Source organism: Arthrobacter sp. zg-Y844 (assembly GCF_024385465.1).
In the GTDB taxonomy this organism is placed as follows: domain Bacteria; phylum Actinomycetota; class Actinomycetes; order Actinomycetales; family Micrococcaceae; genus Arthrobacter_B.
The window spans coordinates 438,857-454,141 of sequence record NZ_JANFLS010000001.1 but is presented as its reverse complement, the minus strand read 5'-3'; the positions used below and the strand labels follow the sequence as shown (position 1 = coordinate 454,141).

The 15,285-nt window shown below is 66.6% G+C and carries 13 protein-coding genes; all 13 read left to right on the top strand.

Annotation, left to right across the window (positions count from 1 at the left end; translation table 11 throughout):
• Positions 1–56 precede the first annotated feature (56 nt).
• The 13 genes from NNX35_RS02080 (at position 57) to NNX35_RS02020 (ending at position 15,152) form a co-directional block, all read left to right on the top strand.
• A complete protein-coding gene (locus NNX35_RS02080; RefSeq protein ID WP_227918767.1) occupies positions 57–3,947 on the top strand; it encodes a DNA-directed RNA polymerase subunit beta' in 3,891 nt (1,296 codons plus the stop codon).
• Between the two features lie 133 nt (positions 3,948–4,080).
• Complete coding sequence (locus tag NNX35_RS02075) at positions 4,081–4,848, top strand: IclR family transcriptional regulator (protein ID WP_255764895.1); 768 nt, start codon at positions 4,081–4,083, stop codon at positions 4,846–4,848.
• A gap of 162 nt (positions 4,849–5,010) precedes the next feature.
• Positions 5,011–6,294 (top strand): MFS transporter, encoded by a 1,284-nt coding sequence (locus NNX35_RS02070; RefSeq protein WP_255866836.1) that lies wholly within the window; start codon positions 5,011–5,013, stop codon positions 6,292–6,294.
• A gap of 80 nt (positions 6,295–6,374) precedes the next feature.
• Positions 6,375–7,571 (top strand): 4-hydroxybenzoate 3-monooxygenase, encoded by a 1,197-nt coding sequence (locus tag NNX35_RS02065; RefSeq protein ID WP_255866835.1) that lies wholly within the window; start codon positions 6,375–6,377, stop codon positions 7,569–7,571.
• Positions 7,572–7,686: 115 nt separating this feature from the next.
• Positions 7,687–8,511 carry a protocatechuate 3,4-dioxygenase subunit beta gene (gene pcaH, locus NNX35_RS02060; protein ID WP_370646920.1) on the top strand — a complete coding sequence of 275 codons (825 nt, stop codon included), beginning with the start codon at positions 7,687–7,689 and terminating at the stop codon, positions 8,509–8,511.
• Positions 8,511–9,077 (top strand): protocatechuate 3,4-dioxygenase subunit alpha, encoded by a 567-nt coding sequence (pcaG, locus tag NNX35_RS02055; RefSeq protein WP_255764892.1) that lies wholly within the window; start codon positions 8,511–8,513, stop codon positions 9,075–9,077. The genes pcaH and pcaG overlap by 1 nt, the downstream gene beginning before the upstream one ends.
• A 2-nt stretch (positions 9,078–9,079) precedes the next feature.
• The gene (locus NNX35_RS02050) at positions 9,080–10,495 is read left to right on the top strand and encodes a lyase family protein (protein WP_255862634.1); all 1,416 of its coding nucleotides are present in this window, start codon (positions 9,080–9,082) and stop codon (positions 10,493–10,495) included.
• The gene (locus NNX35_RS02045) at positions 10,492–11,304 is read left to right on the top strand and encodes an alpha/beta fold hydrolase (protein ID WP_255764890.1); all 813 of its coding nucleotides are present in this window, start codon (positions 10,492–10,494) and stop codon (positions 11,302–11,304) included. The genes NNX35_RS02050 and NNX35_RS02045 overlap by 4 nt, the downstream gene beginning before the upstream one ends.
• Before the next feature lie 52 nt (positions 11,305–11,356).
• Entirely contained in the window at positions 11,357–11,713 is a 357-nt protein-coding gene (pcaC, locus tag NNX35_RS02040) for a 4-carboxymuconolactone decarboxylase (protein WP_146361690.1), read from the top strand.
• 59 nt (positions 11,714–11,772) lie between these two features.
• Positions 11,773–12,972, top strand: a complete 1,200-nt coding sequence (locus NNX35_RS02035; RefSeq protein ID WP_255764889.1) for a thiolase family protein — start codon at positions 11,773–11,775, stop codon at positions 12,970–12,972.
• A gap of 32 nt (positions 12,973–13,004) precedes the next feature.
• Positions 13,005–13,688, top strand: a complete 684-nt coding sequence (locus NNX35_RS02030; protein WP_255764888.1) for a 3-oxoacid CoA-transferase subunit A — start codon at positions 13,005–13,007, stop codon at positions 13,686–13,688.
• Positions 13,685–14,350, top strand: a complete 666-nt coding sequence (locus tag NNX35_RS02025; RefSeq protein WP_255764887.1) for a 3-oxoacid CoA-transferase subunit B — start codon at positions 13,685–13,687, stop codon at positions 14,348–14,350. Before NNX35_RS02030 ends, NNX35_RS02025 begins: the two co-directional genes overlap by 4 nt.
• Positions 14,351–14,369: 19 nt before the next feature.
• Complete coding sequence (locus tag NNX35_RS02020; RefSeq protein ID WP_255764886.1) at positions 14,370–15,152, top strand: IclR family transcriptional regulator C-terminal domain-containing protein; 783 nt, start codon at positions 14,370–14,372, stop codon at positions 15,150–15,152.
• Positions 15,153–15,285 lie beyond the last annotated feature (133 nt).

Below are 15,285 nucleotides of genomic sequence, written 5' to 3'. Positions count from 1 at the left end.
AATCTTTTCCGCACCCGAGACATTCAGATTTAGAGAACAAGAGAGAACAGGGACCCATGTCCAACGATTCCACGTTCGGCCTCATGCGAATCGGCCTTGCCACCGCGGATGAAATCCGCGGCTGGTCATACGGCGAAGTCAAGAAGCCGGAAACCATCAACTACCGAACCCTGAAGCCGGAGAAGGACGGTCTTTTCTGCGAAAAGATCTTCGGTCCTTCCCGCGACTGGGAATGCTACTGCGGTAAGTACAAGCGCGTCCGCTTCAAGGGCATCATCTGTGAGCGCTGCGGCGTCGAGGTCACCCGTGCCAAGGTGCGCCGCGAACGCATGGGCCACATTGAGCTCGCCGCTCCGGTCACCCACATCTGGTACTTCAAGGGTGTTCCGTCCCGCCTGGGCTACCTGCTGGACCTGGCACCGAAGGACCTTGAGAAGGTCATCTACTTCGCTGCCTACATGATCACCTCGGTGGACGAAGAGAACCGCCACGCGGAACTGCCGAACCTGCAGGCCGAGCACGACGTGGAGCGCAAGCACCTCGTCGACCAGCGCGACTCCGACATTGCCGCGATCGCCAAGGACCTGGAAGGCGAGCTTGCCCGCCTCGAGGGCGAAGGCGCCAAGGCTGCCGACAAGAAGAAGGCACGCGACTCCGCCGACCGCCAGATGGCCAAGGTCCGCCGCGACGCCGACAACAACATCGAGCGCCTCGAGCAGGTCTGGGACCGGTTCAAGAACCTCAAGGTCGGCGACCTGGAAGGCGACGAAGGCCTCTACCGCGAACTGCGTGACCGCTACGGTCTGTACTTCGAAGGCTCCATGGGTGCCGAAGCCATCAAGAAGCGTCTTGAAGACTTCGACATGCAGGCCGAGTCCGAGAACCTGCGCGACATCATCCAGAACGGCAAGGGCCAGCGCAAGACGCGTGCCCTGAAGCGCCTGAAGGTTGTCAACGCGTTCCTGACCACCACGAACAGCCCGCTGGGCATGGTCCTGGACGCCGTTCCGGTTATCCCGCCGGAACTGCGCCCGATGGTCCAGCTCGACGGCGGCCGTTTCGCGACGTCGGACCTTAACGACCTGTACCGCCGCGTGATCAACCGCAACAACCGCCTGAAGCGCCTGCTGGATCTCGGTGCCCCCGAGATCATCGTGAACAACGAAAAGCGGATGCTCCAGGAAGCTGTTGACTCCCTGTTCGACAACGGCCGCCGCGGCCGTCCGGTCACCGGACCGGGCAACCGTCCGCTGAAGTCGCTCTCCGACATGCTCAAGGGCAAGCAGGGCCGCTTCCGCCAGAACCTGCTGGGTAAGCGCGTTGACTACTCCGGCCGTTCCGTTATCGTCGTTGGCCCGCAGCTGAAGCTGCACCAGTGCGGCCTGCCGAAGCAGATGGCACTGGAGCTCTTCAAGCCGTTCGTGATGAAGCGCCTGGTTGACCTCAACCACGCCCAGAACATCAAGAGCGCCAAGCGCATGGTCGAGCGTTTCCGTCCGCAGGTCTGGGACGTACTGGAAGAGATCATCACCGAACACCCGGTGCTGCTCAACCGTGCACCCACCCTGCACCGCCTCGGCATCCAGGCCTTCGAGCCGCAGCTCGTTGAAGGTAAGGCCCTTCAGCTGCACCCGCTGGTCTGCGGCGCCTTCAACGCTGACTTCGACGGCGACCAGATGGCAGTCCACCTGCCGCTGAGCCCCGAAGCCCAGGCTGAAGCACGCATCCTGATGCTGTCCTCGAACAACATCCTGAAGCCGTCCGACGGCCGCCCGGTCACCCTGCCCTCGCAGGATATGATCATCGGCCTGCACCACCTCACCACCAAGCGGAACGGTGCTGCCGGTGAAGGCCGCGTGTTCGGTTCCATGGCCGAAGCCATCATGGCCTTCGACATGGGCGAGCTGCACCTGAACGCACTGGTGAAGATGCGCGTGGACGGCTTCGTCCCCAGCGCAGGCCAGCCGGCACCGGAAGGTTGGGAAGAGGGCACTCCTGCCCTCATCGAAACCTCCCTCGGCCAGGTCATCTTCAACCAGACGCTGCCCGCGGACTACCCGTGGGTGAAGGAAGTTGCCGATAAGGGCCAGCTCTCCGCGATCGTCAACGATCTGGCTGAGCGGTACCCGAAGGTCGTCACGGCTGCAACGCTGGACAACCTGAAGGACGCCGGTTTCTACTGGGCCACCCGCTCGGGCGTTACCGTTGCCATCTCCGATATCGCGGCTCCGATCGACAAGCCCGCCATTATGGAAGGCTACGAAGCGCAGGCTGCCAAGGTTGAAAGCCAGTACGGCAAGGGCCTGATCGCTGAAGACGAGCGCCGCCAGGAACTGATCGACATCTGGAACAAGGCCACCAACGAGGTTGCTGCTGCAATGCGGGCGAACATGCCCGAGTTCAACAACATCAACCGCATGGTGTCCTCCGGTGCCCGTGGTAACTGGCTGCAGGTCCGCCAGATTGCCGGTATCCGTGGCCTGGTGGCCAACCCTAAGGGCGAGATCATCCCGCGCCCGATCAAGTCCTCCTACCGCGAGGGCCTGTCGGTGCTGGAATACTTCATCGCCACCCACGGTGCCCGTAAGGGTCTCGCCGATACCGCTCTGCGTACCGCCAACTCGGGTTACCTGACCCGTCGTCTGGTGGACGTTTCCCAGGACGTCATCGTCCGCGAGGAAGACTGCGGCACCGAGCGCGGCCTGAACGTAACCATCGCGGTTCCGGACTCCAACGGCGAACTGCAGCTGCACGAAGAGGTCGAGAACTCGGCGTACGCCCGTACGCTGGCCACCGACGTCACCGATGCACAGGGCAACGTCCTGGCCAAGGGCGGCGACGATGTGGGCGACGTCCTCATCGCCAAGCTGTTCGAAGCCGGCGTCACCGACATCAAGGTCCGCTCCGTACTCACCTGTGAGTCCGCCGTCGGTACCTGTGCGCTTTGCTACGGCCGCTCCCTGGCCACGGGTAAGACCGTGGACATCGGCGAGGCCGTGGGCATCATTGCCGCACAGTCCATTGGTGAGCCGGGTACCCAGCTGACCATGCGTACCTTCCACACCGGTGGTGTTGCTTCCGCTGAGGACATCACCCAGGGTCTGCCCCGTATCCAGGAGCTCTTCGAAGCACGTACGCCTAAGGGTGTTGCTCCGATCTCCGAGACCGCGGGTCGGGTCACGCTGGAAGAGACCGACCGCCAGATGCGTCTGGTTGTCACTCCCGACGACGGCTCCGAGGAAATCGCCTACCCGGTCCTGCGCCGTGCCCGCCTCCTGGTTGCCGACGGCGACCACGTAGAGGTTGGCCAGCAGCTGGTCTTCGGTGCGGTGGATCCCAAGCAGATCCTCCGTATCCTCGGCCCGCGCAAGGCACAGGAATTCCTGGTGGACGAAGTCCAGCGCGTATACCGCAGCCAGGGTGTGGGCATCCACGACAAGCACGTCGAGGTTATTGTCCGCCAGATGCTGCGCCGCGTCACCGTGATCGAGTCCGGCGATTCCGATCTGCTCCCGGGTGAGCTGACCGAACGCCGCCGCTTCGAAAGCGAGAACCGCCGCGTCGTTTCGGAAGGCAAGAAGCCTGCTTCGGGCCGTCCGGAACTCATGGGTATCACCAAGGCCTCCCTGGCCACCGAGTCCTGGCTGTCCGCAGCTTCCTTCCAGGAGACAACCCGCGTCCTGACGCAGGCTGCCATGGAAGGCAAGAGCGATCCGCTGCTCGGCCTCAAGGAGAACGTCATCATCGGTAAGTTGATCCCGGCCGGAACGGGCCTGCCCCGTTACACCGAGGTCACTGTCGAGCCGACCGAAGAAGCAAAGGCCAATCTCTTCACCGGCCCGAGCGCCTTCAGCGACTTCGACTACGCCGGCGTTGACGGCGGCCTGAGCCCTGAGTTCCACGCCATCCCGCTGGATGACTACGACATGGGCAGCGACTTCCGCTAACCAAGGCAACAGGCGCCGCGTGTAGCGCGCAGCGTCAACGGCAGGTCCCGCACCCCAGGGTGCGGGACCTGCCGCGTTTAACGGGCGTGCCGGATAGCTGCTGTGGCAGATAACTGCTGTGCGAAACTTAGACATGGCCAATTCCCCGAGCGGCGAGTCAATGACCAGCCGGATCGTGCGGGTGATTAGTGCCTTCGACGAAACCCACCAGGCCATGCCCATCGCCATGCTGGCCCGCCGTGCCGGGCTGCCGCTGTCCACTGCGCACCGGATCGTAAACGAGCTGATGGGGCACGGCTTCCTGCAGCGGGAAGCCGACGGCGGCGTCCGCTTGGGCCTTCGCCTGTGGGAACTGGCCAACCGCAGCTCCGCCGCGCTCGGCCTCAAGCAGATTGCCATGCCGTTTATGGAAGACATCCAGGCTGTGGTCCGGCAGCACACCCAGCTGTCCGTGCTGCGCTCGGATGAGGTTCTGTTCATCGAACGCCTTTCCAGCCACGGATCGGTGCTGAACCACGCGAAGGTCGCCGGGCGGCTCCCTGTCCACGTGTCCTCATCGGGGATGGTGATGATGGCCCACTCGCCGCGGCACGTACAGGAGGAGTACCTGGCGCAGCAGAACCCGGCTGCCTCCGAAGAAAAGCGGCTGCGTTCGTCCTGGGCAAAGATGCGCCTTGAGGGCAGCGCAAGCCTGCCCGGCGCCGTCGTTCCGGACACCACCGGAATAGCCGTGCCCGTCTTCGGCCCGGGCGGCACGGCCGTGGCTGCCATCGGAGTGGTGGTGCCCACCGGCAGCGAACACATCTCTTCGACCATCCCGGCGCTGATGACTGCTGCCCGCGGAATCTCCCGCGGCCTGGGCGTCCGGGCAGACGCCGCGGGGCCGCACTACCAGCGCTGACCCCCCGGCAAGCCGTGGCCGGATCCGGCCGTGCGGCGTGGCGCTGCCGGCCGGCGGCGGACTCCCGGGTAATAGTAGTGCCGGGCCGGCAGCACATCCTGCCGGGACCTTCTCCGGCAATTCCGTGCCGGCACCAAACGGCGCGGCACAACGGGGGACAGAGTGGCGAAATCAGGGGCGGGCGTCTGGTCGCTGCCTGCTTTCCGTGGCCTGTGGCTGGCCACCACTGCGGTGCACGCCGGTCGTGATGTCGCCGTGTTTGCCGTGTCGGTGGGAATGATCTCCGTGCTCGGCGCTACGCCGTTCGAGGCCGGGCTGGCCGCACCCCTGAGCAGCGCCGGGCCGCTGCTTTTCGGGCTGGTGGCGGGGGTGGCTGTTGACCGGTGGGGGCAGCGGCGGACCATGCTCGCCATGACCTGGGTCCGGGCGGGAGCCTATGCCTGGGCCGTTGCCTCGTTCTTCCTGGGCTGGCTGGAGGCATGGCAGCTGCTGCTCGTCATCCTGGTGGTCGGGATTGCCGACGTGTTCTTTATGGCCGCCCATACCTCGGTATTGCCGCGGCTGGTGGGACGGCACCGGATCGCCGATGCTGCGTCTTCGCTGATGGCCTCCGAGCAGGTGGTGTCCCTGGCCGGTCCGGCGGCCGGCGGGATCCTGGTGCGGCTTCTCCCGGCGCCGGCAGTGCTTGCCGTAAGCGCAGCCACACAGCTGGTCGCCGCCGCGGGACTGGCCCGGCTGCCCCCGGACCACCCGGCCCCGCCGAAGACGGACCGGCCGGGCATCCGCGAAGCCGTCGCGACGGGGGTCAGGTTCATCGCCGGCCACCGCGTTCTGCTGGCACTGATCATGACTACCACCACCAACAACTTTGCTGCCGGTCTCTACCAGGCTGCCGAGTCCTGGTTCATCCTTCACGATCTGGCAATGGACCCGGTGCTCTTCGGTGCCATCTGGTCCGTCAGCGCCGTTGGCGGCATCGTCGGCGCGGTGCTGGCCCCGCGTATCGGAAAGGCCATCGGTCCGCTCCGGGCAATGCTGCTGGCAGCGCTGATGATGCCGCTGAACTTCGCGCTCGTCCCGCTCACCGCACTCTGGCCGCATCTCGCAGTGCTGAGCATCGGGGTGTCGTTCACCCTTTTCGGCCTGGCTCTTGGCCTGATGATGGTGAACAGCTCGGCCCTGACCACTGCACTGATCCCGGATGAGCTGCTGGCCCGCGTTTCGTCCACCCGCCGAACCCTCACCCAGGGCTCCGTTGTGCTGGGCGGTGTCCTCGGAGCGGTGCTGCTGGGCTGGATCGGTGCTGTGCCGACCCTCTGGCTGGCCGTTGCCGTGGCGCTGGGCCAGTGCGTGTTCCTGCTGCGGATAGGAGTGCCCCGGCGGGGTGCGCTGCTGGCTTCGGAGCTCCCCGCGACGCCGGACGCCGGCCGAATTCCCATTCAATGAGAATCACTTTGCTGCTCCCCGTGTGCCGGCAGTCACACTGGGAGGTAGTGTCCGCTACAAAGTTTTCAAGGGAGCAATAGATGGGTGCAGAGCGCACTATCCTCAAGACGCAGGTCGGCATTGTGGGCGGCGGCCCCGCCGGACTGATGCTTTCGCACCTGCTGTCGAAGTCCGGCATCGACAACATCGTGGTGGAGAAGCGGGACCGCGAGACCATCCGCACCACCCACCGGGCCGGCATCCTGGAGCACGGAAGTGTCCGCATGCTGACCGATTCCGGGGTAAGCAACCGGGTGCTTACGGAGGGGTACCGCCACGAGGGAATCGACCTGCGCTTCGGCGGCGAGAGCCACCGGATCGATTTTGAAGACCTGGTGGGGGAGTCCGTGTGGCTGTACCCGCAGAATGAGGTCTTCACGGACCTGGCCGCCGCCCGGGAACGGGACCACGGCGATGTCCGCTACGGAGTCAGCGGAACTTCCGTCACGGACCTGGCGACGAGCACCCCTAAGATCCTGTTCACCGACAGCGACGGCCGGGACTTTGAAGTCCACTGTGAAATCCTGGTGGGCTCCGACGGTTCCGGGGGCATCTGCAAGCGCTCCATCCCCCAGGAAGCGCGCACGGATAACTTCATCGAATACCCCTTCGCCTGGTTCGGCATCCTCACCAGGGCTGCTCCCAGCGCCCCGGAACTGATCTACGCCAATTCCGACCGCGGCTTTGCCCTGATCAGCCAGCGCAACGACTCCGTCCAGCGGATGTACTTCCAGTGTGATCCGAACGAGGATGCGGACGCGTGGAGTGAGGACCGCATCTGGAACGAACTCCAGGCACGGGTGGAGGGCCCGGACGGCTTCGAGCTGACCCGGGGCCCCATCTTCGAAAAGACCGTCCTGAAGTTCCGCAGCTATGTGTGCGAACCCCTGCGCTACGGCAACCTGTTCCTGGCGGGCGACGCCGGGCACACGGTTCCGCCCACCGGCGCCAAGGGCCTCAACCTCGCCCTGGCGGACGTGAAAGTACTGTTCGAGGCCATTGACTCGTTCTACGCCACCAAGTCCCCGGACCTGCTGGACGGCTACAGCGACAAGGCACTGCAGCGGGTCTGGCGCGCGCAGAACTTCTCCTATTGGATGACGTCGATGCTGCACACCCGGGCGGACGCCAGCCCCTTCGAGCGCAAGCGTGCGCTGGGAGAGCTCAGCGGCGTCGTCTCCTCCCGGCACGGCAGCGCCTACCTGGCCGAGGCCTACACGGGCTGGCCGCACGACTAGCGTTCGCATAACGAACATCTGTACATCCATCGAACAGGCGGTGTAACGTGGTCTCGACCACGTGGATGCTTGGAAAGCCGGAGCGCGAGGGTGCGCTTCATTGAAAGGAAAACCCATGGAAATGGAAGAGAACCTTTTCTCGAACAGCCATGTCATCGAGAAGCTGGACGCGGCCGAGGCCTCGCAGGACCAGATCTCCGCTGAAATCGCCGCGGTCCACGCCGAGTACTCCAAGGGGGTGGACGACGGCGCCGCCGAGGAGACCCAGCCCCGCATCGATTTCTCGCCCTACCGCAGTTCCCTCCTGCGCCATCCCACCAAGGATCCGCACCACGTGGACCCCGAAACCATCGAGCTGTGGTCCCCGGCATTCGGGCACCAGGACGTCCACGCGCTCGAGAGTGACCTGACCATCCAGCACAACGGCGAACCGATGGGGGAGCGGATCATCGTCCGCGGACGCATCCTCGACGGCGACGGGCACCCGGTCCGCAACCAGCTGGTGGAAATCTGGCAGGCCAACTCCGCCGGCCGCTACATCCACAAGCGCGACCAGCACCCGGCCCCGCTGGACCCGAACTTCACCGGCGTCGGCCGCTGCATCACCACCGACGACGGTTCCTACGAGTTCACGACCATCAAGCCCGGTCCGTACCCGTGGAAGAACCACTACAACGCCTGGCGCCCGGCGCACATCCACTTCTCGCTCTTCGGCACCGACTTCACCCAGCGCATGATCACCCAGATGTACTTCCCCGGGGATCCGCTTTTCGCGCTGGATCCGATCTACCAGTCGATTACGGACACCAAGGCCCGCGACCGCCTCGTGGCCACGTACGACCACAACATCACCTCGCATGAGTGGGCCACCGGCTACAACTGGGACATCGTGCTCACCGGCAGCAACCGCACCTGGATGGAAGACGAGGACGCAGAGTAATGAACGAGCAGAAGCTAACCGCCACGCCCGGCCAGACCATCGGCCCGTTCTACGGCTACGCCCTCCCCTTCGAGAAAGACAACCAGCTGCTGCCTCCGGGGATGCCCGGCAGCGTCCGTCTCCAGGGCACCGTGACCGACGGCGCCGGAGAAACCATTCCGGATGCCCTGCTGGAAATCTGGCAGGCCGACGCCGACGGCAATATCCCCCAGCGGACCGGATCCCTGGTCCGTGACGGCTACACGTTCACCGGCTGGGGCCGCACCGCCGTCGACAATGCCGGCAATTACACCTTCACCACGGTCAACCCGGGCCCCACGGAAGAGGGATCGGCCCCCTTCATTTCCGTCGTCATCTTTGCCCGCGGCCTGCTCAACAAGCTGCACACTCGGATGTACCTGCCGGACGACGAAGAGGCCCTGGCCCGTGACGCCCTGCTGTCCTCGCTGCCCGAGGAACGCCGGCGCACCCTGATCGCCACCCGCGAAGCGGACGGCGGACTCCGCTGGAACATCTGCCTGCAGGGGGAAGACGAAACCGTCTTCCTCACCTACCCCGGGGCGTAACCGTGGGTGCAGCGGACAGTGCGGACTACGGACTGCTCTCCCCGGCCTGGGCGGGCACCCGGGTCGCGGAACTGACCGGGGACCGGCAGCTGCTCCAGGCCCTCCTGGACGTGGAGCTCGAATGGGTGCGCGTGCTGGCCTCCGCCGGCCTGGCCGATCCGGAAGCTCCGGCCGCGGTGGCCGCCGTCAGCGATGCCTCCCGGTACGACGCCGCGTCCCTGGCCGAGCGGGCGCAGGGCGGCGGCAATCCCGTGATTCCGCTGCTGGCCGACCTCCGGACCCAGGCACGGGAATCTTCGCCGAAGGCCGCGGCCGCCATCCACCGCGGCGCCACCAGCCAGGACATTATGGACACCGCCCTGATGCTGCTGGCCCGCCGCGCCCTGGAAACCATCATCACGGATGCCGACCGGGCCGCCGCTGCCCTGGGAGCCACCGCCCGGCGCCACGCGGCGACCCTGTGCGTGGCACGGACCCTGACCCAGCACTCGCTGCCGTCCACGTTCGGCCTGCGCGCCGCCCAGTGGCTGCACGGGGTGGGCAGCGCGGCGCAGGGGCTGCGTACCGCCGCCGGCAACCTCCAGCTGCAGTGGGGCGGCGCCTCCGGAACCCTTGCCGCAGTTTCCCTGGCCGCCGGCTCCGCTGCCCCCGGGACGGAGCGCACCACCGCCTTCGACCTCACTGCCCGCCTGGCCCGCGGCCTCGGCCTGGCCGAGCCCCTGGCGCCGTGGCAGACCAACCGGCTGCCGGTGACCGCCCTCGGCGCTGCACTGCAGGACTTCACCGCCGCGGCCGGAAAGGTTGCCAACGACGTACTGCTGCTCAGCCGGCCGGAAATCGGCGAGGTCTGCGAACCCCGGGCCGCCGGACGCGGGGGATCCTCCGCCATGCCGCAGAAGCAGAACCCCGTCCTGTCCGTCCTGATCCGCAGTGCGGCCCTGGCGGCACCCGGCTACGGCCTGCAGCTGAACGCCGCTGCCGCGGCCGCGGACGATGAGCGGCCCAGCGGCTCCTGGCACGTGGAATGGCAGGCCCTGCGCTCCCTGCTGCGCCTCGCCGGGGGAGCAGCCGCCAAGCTGGCCGAACTGGCCGAGGGCCTTCAGGTCTCCACGGACGCGCTGGCCCGCAACCTGGAATCCGCCGGGCCGCTTGTGGTCAGCGAGAAAATCATGGCCGTGGCCGCCCCGCTGCTCGACGACGGCGTGCCCGGACGCGGTAAGGAAATCATCGCCGATACAGTGGCCCGCTCGCTGTCCTCCGGCGAGCCCTTCGAAGAGCTGCTGCGCGCAGCCGTCCCCACTGAGGTCCTTTCCGATACGGAACTCAAAAGCATCCTCGACCCCGCCGAATACCTAGGGGAGGCCACCGCCCTCATTGAGCGGATCACCGCGGCCTACCCCGGAAAGTCCCCTGTATGAGCATCCCCGCCATCAAGGCCTCGCGCCTGTCCAACGCCGGCCCCGCGGCCCCCGTCCTGATCGCCGGCCCGTCGCTGGGCACTGCGTCCATGCCGTTGTGGAGCCGGGCCGCTGCCGCCCTGGACACCTTCACCGTCATCGCCTGGGACCTGCCAGGCCACGGTGCCAGCCCCGCTGCAGGGGAGTCCTTCAGCATCGCGGACCTGGCCTCCGCCGTCGCGTCGATGGTCACCGCAGCCCGCAGCGCCGGAGACATTCCCGCAGATGTGCCGGTCTTCTACGCCGGGGTGTCGCTGGGCGGCGCGGTAGGGCTCCAGCTTGGACTGGACCACGGGTCGCTGTTCGACGGCGTGGCCGTCCTCTGCTCCGGTGCCAAGATCGGCGAAACCGGAGCCTGGGAGGAACGCGCGGAAACGGTGCGTGTCCAGGGCACACCCACCCAGGTGGTCGGCTCGGGCCAGCGCTGGTTCGCCCCGGGCTTTATGGACCGGGAACCCGCCGCCGCTGCCGCCCTGCTCCACTCGCTGCAGGACGCGGACCGCTTCTCCTACGCCCTCTGCTGCCGCGCACTGGCGACCTTCGATGTCCGGGGACGGCTGCCGGACATCACTGTCCCCGTGCTCGCGGTAGCCGGTGCCGACGACGTCGTCACCCCGCCGTCGTTCGCGCAGCTCATTGCCGACCGGGTGGCCAACGGAACCGCCGCCGTCGTCGACGACGCCGCGCACCTGGTTCCGGTGGAGCAGCCGGCCGTAACCGCAGAACTGCTGAAGGACTTCTTCGGCGCCCAGTACCTTGAAGGGAAATAACGCTGTGATCGCAGACGCCGACAAGAGCCGGCAGGACGTGTACAACGAGGGCATGGCGGTGCGCCGCGAAGTCCTCGGTGCCGAGCACGTGGACCGCGCCAACGCAGGCAAGGACGAGTTCACCACCGACTTCCAGGACCTGATCACCCAGTACGCCTGGGGCACCATCTGGACCCGTCCGGGCCTGCCGCGCACCATGCGCAGCGCCATCACCCTGACGGCACTGATAGCCCACGGCCACCTGGAGGAGTTCGCCATGCATGTCCGGGCAGCGCTGCGCAACGGCCTGGACCGCGACGAGATCAAGGAAATCGTGCTGCAGTCCGCCATCTACTGCGGCGTGCCCTCCGCCAATTCCGCCTTCAAGGTGGCCCAGGGCGTCTTCCGCGAGATTGACGCCGCGGCCTGAGCAGGGCCTTCGTCCCTTCCAGCACTTCCAGTTTTCGCTTTCCAGTTCAAGGAGCACCGGTGAACCAGGCCTATATCTACGACGCAGTCCGCACCCCCTTCGGCAAATTCGGCGGCGCCCTCGCCGGCGTCCGCCCGGACGACCTGGCCGCCCAGGTCCTGAAGGCCTCCGTGTCCCGGGCGCCCGGCCTTGACCCCGAGCGGATCGACGAAGTGGTCTTCGGCAACGCCAACGGTGCCGGCGAGGAAAACCGCAATGTCGCCCGGATGGCCACGCTGCTGGCAGGCCTGCCCACCTCGATCCCGGGCACCACGGTCAACCGCCTCTGCGGCTCGTCCCTCGACGCGGCACTGATCGCCTCACGGCAGATCAACACCGGTGAAGCGGACCTGATGCTCATTGGCGGTGTCGAGTCCATGAGCCGTGCCCCCTGGGTGCTGCCCAAGAACGAGAAGCCCTATCCGGCCGGAGACCAGAACCTGGCCTCGACCACGCTGGGCTGGCGGCTGGTCAACCCGGCCATGCCGAAGGAATGGACTGTCTCCCTGGGGGAGGCCACCGAGCAGCTGCGCGAGAAGTACGGCATCACCCGGGAACGCCAGGATGAGTTCGCCGCAGCCTCCCACGCCCTCGCCGCCAAGGCGTGGGACGAGGGCAGATACGCGAACCTGACCGTCGCCGTCGACGGCGTGGACCTGGACCGGGATGAAAGCATCCGCGCCGGCTCCACGGTCGAGAAGCTCGCCACGCTGCGCACCGTTTTCCGGCCTGCGTCCGAGGACGTCTCCGGCGGCACCGTCACCGCCGGCAACGCTTCCCCCTTGAACGACGGCGCCTCCGCGGCCTGGCTGGGCAGCGAAAACGCTGCCGGCATCCTCGGCCTGGACCCGCTGGCCCGGATCGCCGGCCGCGGCGCTGCAGCCAACGAGCCGCAGTACTTCGGTTACGCCCCGGTGGAAGCGGCCAACACGGCGCTGAAGCGTGCCGGCATCAGCTGGAGCGACGTCGGTGCCGTTGAACTCAACGAGGCCTTCGCAGCCCAGTCCCTGGCCTGCCTGGACGCCTGGGATGTGGACCCGGCCATCGTCAACGCCTGGGGCGGCGCCGTCGCCATCGGACACCCGCTCGGCGCGTCCGGCACCCGCATCCTCGGCACGCTGGCCCGCCGGCTGCAGGAATCTGGAGAGCGCTGGGGCGTGGCCGCGATCTGCATCGGCGTGGGCCAGGGCCTCGCCGTCGTGCTCGAAAACGCCAACTGAGAATCCAGTTACCGAAGACGTAAGGAAAAACCGTGCTCAACATTGTGCAGGACGTTGATGAGGCCGTTGCGCCCATCCACGACGGCGCCACCGTCATGATCGGCGGGTTCGGCCAGGCCGGACAGCCCGTGGAGCTCATCGAGGCGCTGCTGCGCCAGGGTGCCAGGGACCTGACCGTGGTCAACAACAACGCCGGCAACGGAGAACAGGGCCTGGCCGCCCTGATCGGCGCCGGCCGGGTGAAGAAAATCATCTGCTCCTTCCCCCGCCAGTCCGACTCGCAGATCTTCGACGCGAAGTACCGCGCCGGGGAGATTGAACTGGAACTGGTACCCCAGGGCAACCTCGCCGAACGCATCCGCGCCGCCGGCGCCGGCATCGGAGGGTTCTTTACTCCCACCGCCTACGGCACCCCGCTGGCCGAAGGCAAGGAAACCCGGATGATCGACGGCCGCGGCTACGTCTTCGAAACCCCGCTGCACGCCGACTTCGCACTGGTGAAGGCACTGCGCGCCGATAAGGCAGGGAACCTGGTCTACCGGAAGACCGCCCGGAACTTCGGACCGATCATGGCCGCCGCCGCGAAGACCGCAATCGTGCAGGTCCGCGAGATCGTGGACATAGGAGAAATGGACCCCGAAGTGGTGGTCACCCCGGGAATCTACGTCAACAGCCTGGTCCGCGTGGACCGGGAGAAAGCGCCGGCTGCAGCATGAGCAACCCGACCGAAAAACTGGGCAAGAACGACCTCGCTGCGCTGGTGGCGGCCGATATTGCCCCGGGGTCCTTCGTGAACCTGGGCATCGGCCAGCCCACCCTGGTCTCCAACTACCTGCAGCCGGAACAGCACATCACCCTGCATACCGAAAACGGGATGCTGGGCATGGGGCCCGAGGCCACCGGGGACGAGGTGGATCCGGACCTGATCAATGCCGGGAAGATTCCGGTGACCGAACTGCCGGGCGCCGCCTACTTCCACCATGCCGATTCCTTCGCGATCATGCGCGGCGGGCACCTGGACGTCTGTGTCCTGGGTGCCTTCCAGGTCTCCGCCTCCGGGGACCTGGCCAACTGGCATACCGGCGCTCCCGACGCCATTCCCGCAGTGGGCGGCGCCATGGACCTGGCCACCGGCGCCAAGGACGTCTACGTCATGATGTCGCTGTTCACCAAGGACGGGCTCAGTAAGCTGGTGAAGGAATGCAGCTACCCGCTGACCGGCGTCGGCTGCGTCACCCGCGTCTACACTAATGAAGCGGTCTTCCTGCTGAAGGAGGACGGCGTCCACGTCCGCGACACCTTCGGAACCACGTTCGAGGAACTGGCGGCAAAGATGGACATCCCGCTGATCCGCGCCGCGGCCGACAGCCAGCAGTAACCGACAACATAGGGGACACGTGAGCGAGACGGCATCGGCCAGTGACCAGTTCGTACAGTCGCTGGCCCGCGGCCTCACGGTAATCCGGGCCTTCGACGCCGACCACGTGCAGATGACCCTGAGCGAGGTTTCCCGCCGGACCGGACTGACCCGGGCCACCGCCCGCCGCTTCCTGCTTACCCTCGTGGAACTCGGCTACGTGCGCACCGACGGGCGGACTTTCGAACTGACCGCCCTGGTCCTGCAGCTGGGTTACTCCTACCTCTCCGGCCAGTCCCTTCCCCAGCTTGCGCAGCCGGTACTGGAGGACCTGTCCAGGGAAATCTCGGAGTCGACGTCGGCCTCGGTGCTGGACGGCGACGAGATCGTCTACATTGCCCGGATCCATACCCGGCGGCTGATGACCGTAGGCATCAGCGTTGGGACCCGGTTCCCGGCCTATGCCACCTCCATGGGCAGGGTCCTGCTGGCGGGGCTGCCGGAGGACCGGTTCGACGATTACCTGTCCAAAGCCAGCCTGAGTCCCCTGACGGAGCGCACGGTCACGGACCCGGCCCGCCTGCGCACCCTCGTGGCCCGGGCACGGGAACAGGGCTGGGCCATCGTGGACCAGGAGCTGGAACTCGGGCTGCGTTCCGTGGCCGTTCCCGTCCTGGACCCGCGGGGTAACGTGGTCGCCGCCCTGAACACGTCCATGCAGGCGACCATGGGGCTTACTCTGGAAGAGGCAGCCGCACGCGTGCTGCCGTACCTGCAGCAGGCTTCGGCCACGATTACCGCGGCCCTGAGTGCCCGCAGCTAGTGACGCTGCTCGCACTTTCCGCCGGGGCTCGTTAAGTCTGCTAGACTGAAAACCAATTGTTTGTGTGGCAGTGGATGAAGGCCGCTCGCGTGCCCTCCGTGGTGAGATACTCGGAGGAATGCATTCCGTAAGG